Origin of the sequence: Azoarcus taiwanensis (genome assembly GCF_012910885.1) — a bacterium.
Lineage (GTDB): Bacteria > Pseudomonadota > Gammaproteobacteria > Burkholderiales > Rhodocyclaceae > Azoarcus_F > Azoarcus_F taiwanensis.
In genome coordinates this window covers 1-582 of sequence record NZ_WTVM01000290.1, presented here as the reverse complement: position 1 = coordinate 582, position 582 = coordinate 1, and the positions used below count along the sequence as shown (strand labels likewise).

The window sequence follows — 582 nt, the reverse complement described above, 5'->3', positions numbered from 1 at the left end:
GCCGTACACGGTGCAGCGGTTCGTGCTCGGTTCCGCACCGGCGAAGCTGCCGATCCCCGAGCCTCGCTGCCCCGAGCTGCAGGAGCTGATCCAGCAGATGGAACAGTTGCCCGCGCCCGACGGCTACCGGCGCATCACCCACCTGCTGGTGGATGCCGGCGCGCGGAACTTCACCTGGGTCGATCCGCTGCCCGAGGACATCATCGCGACGCCGCCGGCCATTGGCTTCACGGTGGTCACGGCGAAGTTCCAGGGACGCGTCACCGTGCTGTACGAGCGCGGGCTCGATCTGTACGCGCTGGAACTGCACCGCGACGGCGAGCTCGTCGAACGGGTCGATGAGGTGTCTTTCGATGCGCTTGGCGAGACGCTGGAACGGTTGATCGACGACGGGAACTGGCGGCGCATCCGCGTGCGATGCCTGTCCGGCCAGAAGTCTGCTCAGTACTGACCGCCATACGGCCTCCCGTCCTCTCGACGAGGGGTCCATCAATTCTTTCCCCGGATATCCCATCCATGTCTGTTCTATCCAAAGCTACCGAACTGCGGCCTGTGCTCCTAGACGCGGTGGTCAACCAATGT

General features: G+C 64.8%; 1 pseudogene. It reads left to right on the top strand.

Going from position 1 to position 582, the window contains the following annotated elements:
• A pseudogene (locus GPA21_RS20365) lies at positions 1–451 on the top strand (GTPase); the annotation flags it as partial.
• Positions 452–582: the final 131 nt, after the last annotated feature.